Here is a 6,000-nt window from a genome sequence, read left to right as displayed (position 1 = left end):
GCTCATGCCGATGCCGTTGTCTTCGACCTGGATCTCCGCCCACGGCGGATTCAGCTTGGTGCGCAGGATGATGCGCCCTGGTTCGCTGTCGTCTTCACGCTGGTGAATGGCTTGAGCGGCGTTTTTCAGCAGGTTGAGCAGCACCTGTTCCAGCTCGTTGGCGGTACCGGGCACTGGCCCCAGCGCCGGGTCGAACTGGCGAATGATCGCCTGGCCCTTGAAGTCGAAACCAATCGCCAGGTCGAAGTCGTTTCCGGCGATTTCCACCGCCTGGTCGATCAGCGCTGGCAGATCGCACGGGGCCATTTGGCGGGTACTGCGCCGACTGAAGCTAAGCATGTGCGTGACGATCTTCGCCGCCCGGGCGCCGGCCTGCTGGATGCCGTCGAGCAGTTGTGGCACTTCGCGTGCTTGCAGGTACTGGTTGACGGTCGATAGCTCGACACCGATCTGCTCGGCCTGTTCCAGGTTCTTCGGCAGTTCAGGGGACAGCCGGCGGCGGATATTCTGCACGTTGTGCAGGATCGCACCGAGCGGGTTGTTGATTTCGTGGGCCATGCCGGCGGCGAGGCCACCGACGGAAAGCATTTTCTCTGACTGCACCATCATTTCTTCAAGGGACAGGCGCTGGGTAATGTCGTCGATGCGGATCACCACGCCGCGTCCGGCACCGCCCATCAACGGATAGAAGGTCAGGGCGTAGTGGCGGGGTTCATCGTCCTTGACCCAGGTCACGCGCTCGATCTTGGCCACCGTGTGTTGCTCGACGGTTTGCTTGAGCTGCGGCAGGAACGGCTTGAGCGGTTCGAAGGCGAGGAAGATCGGCTGGTTCAAGGCTTCGTCCAGGCGTGTACCGGAAAGGGCACTGGCTTCCTGGTTCCACTGCGTTACGTAAAGCTGTTCGTCGAGGGCGATCAGCGCCGATGGCATGGAGTCGATGATGCTGTTGAGGTAATTCTGGAAACCCGTGAGTTTTTTCTCGATCTTGCTCCGTACCTGGACTTCGAGTTCCAGCTTGCGATTGGTGTGGCGGGTTTCTTCGGCCAGTCCCTGGGCCTGGTCATACGCGGCCTGGGAGTCATCGCGGGCGCGTTTGAGTTGCTGTTCCCGGGCTTCGATCCGCGAGAGCATGGTGTTGAACGCCTCGGCCAGGCTGCCGATTTCATCGTGATTGCCCCGGGAGGCGCGCAGGGCGTAGTTCTCTTCCCGGGTCACTTGGCGGGAGAGCTCCTCCAGCTGATGAATCGGCCGGGTAATCAGGCGTTTGATCTGTCGCGCGATGACCAGCCACAGCAGCACGCTGAAAATCAGGATTCCCAGGCTGGCGGTCAGGGTCCCGGTATAGAACGCCATGGGCAGCTCGCTACTGGCCACCAGCAGCAAGTGGCCGGGTGCGGTGCCGGGGCGGGGCAGGGTGATGACCTGGTTACTGCGAAACTCGGTGACTTGCCAGGATTCGATGTGCCGGTAATGCTTGGGCAGGCTCAGGTGATCGCCATGTTGCAACTGCGCCAGGCGCTCGCCCTTGCCGTCATACAGGGCCGCAGCGCGCAGTGGTGAATAGCTGTCGAGCTCATCGAGCAGGCGTTGGGCGCTTTGCGGCGATTGCAGTGCCTCGGACACCAGGCTCGGGTTGGAGACCAGCCGGCCGATGGTCTGCAGGGCCTGGGGCGCCATGCTTTCCTGAGAAATGTAGTAAGCGGCGCTGATAAAGGTCAGGTTCGCAACCAGCAGTACAGTGGTCAACAGCACCAACAGGGCGGCCAGCAGTTTCTGGCCGACAGGGAGGTTTTCAAGACGCTGGCGCAATGGCATCAGGTTTATCGCTGCAAGGGAACAAGTGGCCAGCGTAGCCGCTGCTCAGTCGCTGGGCAATCCAAGGCTGAGCAGGCGCGCGATCAACTTGGACTCAAGCTGATTGAGGTGCGGCAGGTTCAGTTGATGCCGCGCCGCGACTTTACAGGCATGGCCCAGCAGGTAACTGATTTCGGTGCGGCGCCGGTTGCTGACGTCCTGGTACATCGAGGAGTAGTTGGCAGCGGTCGCGTGGATCACCCGTTCAACCTCCTGTTGCAGGTTTTCGGCGGCTGCTGGCTGGCCGCATCGCTCAAGCAGATCGATGAGTTCGCCGCACAGGGTGGCGACCTCACAACGGTGCTCCTGCAACCCGCCGTTGCGACAATCGTGCAGCACTGTCAACGGATTGATCGCGCAGTTGAGCGCCAGTTTGCGCCACAACCGGGTGAGAATCTCGGTGCTCCACTCATGGGGAATGCCCGCGGCGTCGAGGTCGTCCAGCCAGATCGGCGCGACAGGGTGGCCGGCATCCCCCAGCCAGGTAAACCCGTGCCCGGCAAAGACTACACGCCAGTCACCGTCGCGAAAGGCGCCTTCCGTGCTTGACGCATAGATGCAGCGCGCCTGCGGGACTTGCGCCGCCACGGCGTCCTGGCTGCCCAGGCCGTTCTGCAGCAGGATCAGTTCGGCGCCGGGCGCCAGTCGGGGTGCCAGCTGTGCCACGGCCAGTTCCGCATCGTAGGCCTTGCAGGCGACCAGTAGTCGATTAATCGGTGCGAGGCTGTCAGCCGTTTCGGCGCTCACTGGATATAGCTGTGCCTGGTCATGTTCCACCAGGGTCAAGCCGCCTGCCGCCTCGTACGCCCGTAGCCGGGCTGAGTCACGCAGTATCAGGCGCACCGGCACTGCGGCCCGAGCCAGGCGAGTGGCCCACAACGTGCCGAGGCTACCGGCGCCTAGTACATGCCAGGTGGTGGACATCAGCTTTTTGCTCTGTTTAAGGCGCGCATGGGTGGCTCGCAGTGAATGATCGGAAAGACCCGTTATAATCAGCGCGGATTTTAACCGCAAGCCAGGCGTGCTCCATCTTGATCGAGCGCGCCCTATTTATTGGAGAGATTACATGCCGTCGTTCGACGTGGTATCCGAACTGGACAAACACGAAGTCACCAACGCGGTCGAGAACGCCGTCAAGGAACTCGATCGTCGCTATGACCTGAAAGGCAAAGGCAGCTTCGAGTTCAAGGAAAAGGACCTGACCGTCAACCTGACCGCTGAAGCGGATTTCCAGCTCGAAGCGATGATTGAGATCCTCAAGCTGGCCCTGGTCAAGCGCAAGATCGATGTGCAGTGCCTTGAGGTCAAGGATGCGTTTGCATCGGGCAAGCTGATGAAGCAGGAAGCTGTGCTCAAGGAAGGCATCGACAAGGAGCTGGCGAAGAAAATCGTCGCTCACGTCAAGGACGCCAAGCTGAAGGTGCAGGCCGCCATCCAGGGTGAGCAGGTGCGCATCACCGGCAAGAAGCGTGACGACCTGCAGGAAGCCATTGCAGTGCTGCGCGCCAAGGAATTCGGCATGCCGCTGCAGTTCAACAACTTCCGCGACTGACGTGCAAGGCGGGAACCTCCAGGCGTTTTCGGCGTCCGAGGCCCAAGCAACGGCAGAAACGATCGATCCGCACAGGATTCGGTCTTTCTGCCGCTTTATTTTTCGCGTGCCGGGTAGCCGGAAAAATGCAGGAGAAAGCAGATGGACTTAAATGCTGAAGTAGACAACCTGGTCAAGGTGTCCCAGTCCTGGATCCCGATGATCATGGAATATGGCAGCCGTGTGCTGCTGGCAGTGATTACCCTGGCGATCGGCTGGTGGTTGATCAACAAGGTCACGCACAAGCTCGGTGGCCTGATAGCCCTACGTAACGCTGATCTTGCGCTGCAAGGCTTTATCAGCAGCCTGGCGAACATCATTCTGAAGATCCTGCTGGTCGTCAGCGTGGCGTCGATGATTGGTGTGGAAACCACTTCGTTCGTGGCGGCGATCGGTGCGGCTGGCCTGGCCATTGGCCTGGCGTTGCAGGGCAGCCTGGCGAATTTCGCCGGCGGCGTGCTGATCCTGCTTTTCCGTCCGTTCCGTATCGGTGACTGGATCGAAGCCCAAGGCGTAGCGGGTACTGTCGACAGCATCCAGATCTTCCACACCGTGCTGCGCACCGGCGATAACAAGACCATCATCGTGCCTAACGGCAATCTGTCGAACGGCATCATCACCAACACCAACCGTCAACCGACCCGCAAGGTGGTATTTGATGTGGGTGTCGATTACGAAGCGGATTTGCAAAAGGCTCGTGAAGTCTTGCTGGAACTGGCCAAGGATCCGCGCGTGTTGGACGACCCGGCACCGCAAGCAGTCATTTCGACCCTGGGTGACAGTTCAATCACCGTTTCCCTGCGTGTCTGGGTGAAAACAGCGGATTACTGGGATGTGATGTTCATGTTTAACGAAAAGTCCCGTGATCGATTGAAAGCGGTGGGTATTGACATTCCATTTCCTCAGCGTGTAGTTCGTGTGGTTCAGGAAGCGGCCGTACTGTAAGCCTGTTTGTTAGTTGTTACATAAGCCCAAGAGGTGAATAGTCTCTTGGGTTTTTTTGTGACTGTTGATGAGTTCATTGAAAAAAGTATTAACGTTATGCGCGCAAGTTGCTTGCGGCAGCGTTTGCCATGTGGCATGCATAAAAAAACCGCCCACCTGAAAAGGTGGGCGGTTCTTGATCTACGCAGTTGCCTACTTACACCCTGATTACAGGATGCTCAGTGGGTACTCGATGATCAGGCGGGTGTCGTAGACGTCAGACGAGTAGCCGCTGTACGCGCCGTTCGAGCGGTAGTTGGCGAAACGTGCACGGAACGACAGGTCTTTTGCTGGACCTTCCTGTACGACGTACTTGGACTCCAGGTTCCACTCGTTTTCCTTACCTTCACCCAGACCGTTGGTCTTGATGTTGTCACCCATTACGTAACGGGTCATGAAGCTCAGGCCAGGAACGCCGTATTGCGCCATGTTCAGGTCGTAGCGAGCTTGGTAGGATTTCTCCTCGCGGCCCACGAAGTCAGAGATCTGAATGGAGTTGGATACGAAGATGGTGCTGTTGCCGTCAACGCCGTAGTAGTAAGCGTTGTCGCCGCTCGACTGCTGGTAGGCCAGGGTGAACTTGTGCGCGCCCAGGCTATAGGCAGCTGCCAGGGACCACAGGTTGTTGTCCACACCCAGGGTGCCGTCGCCGATCGCGTCAACCAGGTCGCCACGCTTGTCGCCCTTGGTTTTGTAGCCGTTGAGGTCGAAGTTCAGCGATTGTTCATCGTTGATTGGCACAGTCAGGTTCATGTTGACGTAGTACTTCTTGAAGTACTCTTCAGCATCCGACGCAGCGACGGCAGCGCTGAAGTTGTCGGTGAAGGCGTAGCTGGCACCGAAGATGTTGATGCCATCGCTCAGGCCTTTGCCGTGGTTGCCATCTTCATCTGTCAGGCCGCCGATGCTGTCACGGGCCATACCGGTTTGCTTGCTCAGCGCGGTGAAGCGACCAGCGCTCACTTCCAGGCCTTTGATTTCCTTGGAAGTCAACAGGGTACCGGTAGCAACTTCTGGCAGCATACGGCTGTCGTCGGTAGCGAATACTGGGCTGGCAACGAACTGCTGGCCGTATTTCAGGACGGTGTCGGACAAACGCAGTTTCACTGCACCGCCAACCTTGCCTTGGGATTTTTCCGGGTTGCCATCGCTGTCGTTAGCGAACAGGCCGTTACCACGCTTGCCCGAGCCACCGTCCAGTTTGACAGCGCCCATGGCCATGGCGTCGAGGCCGAAACCAACAATACCTTGAGTGAAGCCCGACTCGTAAGTGAGCAACTGGCTCAGACCGGAGTCCTGGCGATAGCCGGCGGTGCCGCTCGATGGGTTGCTTGCACCGTTTTTGTAGTCGCGGTTCATGTACTCAAAACGAGTTTTGAGTTTCAGGCTCGAATCATCGATGAAACCCTTGGACTCGTCCTGGGACGACGCCACTGCGAACTGCGAGGTACCAGCTGCAACAGCCAGTGCGATCATGCTCCACTTCATCACGCGCATCGTGATTTGCTCCTTTGGTTTTTAGAAGAGTACTGCCGCTCCACCTGTTTTATTATCTGGGCGGCTCTTTCTTT

At 58.6% G+C, this 6,000-nt stretch carries 5 protein-coding genes; 2 read left to right on the top strand and 3 right to left on the bottom strand.

Features of this window, described 5'->3' with window-relative positions; translation table 11 throughout:
- Both PG5_RS17590 and PG5_RS17585 read right to left on the bottom strand, forming a co-directional pair.
- The coding region (locus tag PG5_RS17590; protein WP_042955473.1) for a HAMP domain-containing sensor histidine kinase at positions 1-1,815 on the bottom strand (1,815 nt) is incomplete at its 3' end.
- 45 nt (positions 1,816-1,860) lie between these two features.
- Positions 1,861-2,778: a putative 2-dehydropantoate 2-reductase gene (locus PG5_RS17585; protein WP_020798471.1), complete on the bottom strand. Its 918-nt coding sequence runs from the start codon at positions 2,776-2,778 to the stop codon at positions 1,861-1,863.
- 142 nt (positions 2,779-2,920) lie between these two features.
- Between PG5_RS17585 and PG5_RS17580 the strand changes: the two genes are divergently transcribed.
- Positions 2,921-3,406, top strand: a complete 486-nt coding sequence (locus PG5_RS17580) for a YajQ family cyclic di-GMP-binding protein (protein ID WP_007977344.1) — start codon at positions 2,921-2,923, stop codon at positions 3,404-3,406.
- A gap of 141 nt (positions 3,407-3,547) precedes the next feature.
- Positions 3,548-4,390, top strand: coding sequence for a mechanosensitive ion channel family protein (locus PG5_RS17575; RefSeq protein ID WP_020798470.1), 843 nt, complete (start codon positions 3,548-3,550; stop codon positions 4,388-4,390).
- A 207-nt stretch (positions 4,391-4,597) separates the two neighbouring features.
- Here the strand turns inward: PG5_RS17575 and PG5_RS17570 are convergent, their stop codons facing one another.
- Entirely contained in the window at positions 4,598-5,926 is a 1,329-nt protein-coding gene (locus PG5_RS17570) for an OprD family porin (protein WP_020798469.1), read from the bottom strand.
- Positions 5,927-6,000: the final 74 nt, after the last annotated feature.

The sequence above is a fragment of the Pseudomonas sp. G5(2012) genome (genome assembly GCF_000408945.1).
GTDB lineage: Bacteria > Pseudomonadota > Gammaproteobacteria > Pseudomonadales > Pseudomonadaceae > Aquipseudomonas > Aquipseudomonas umsongensis.
This window is presented reverse-complemented; position numbering and strand designations above follow the sequence as displayed.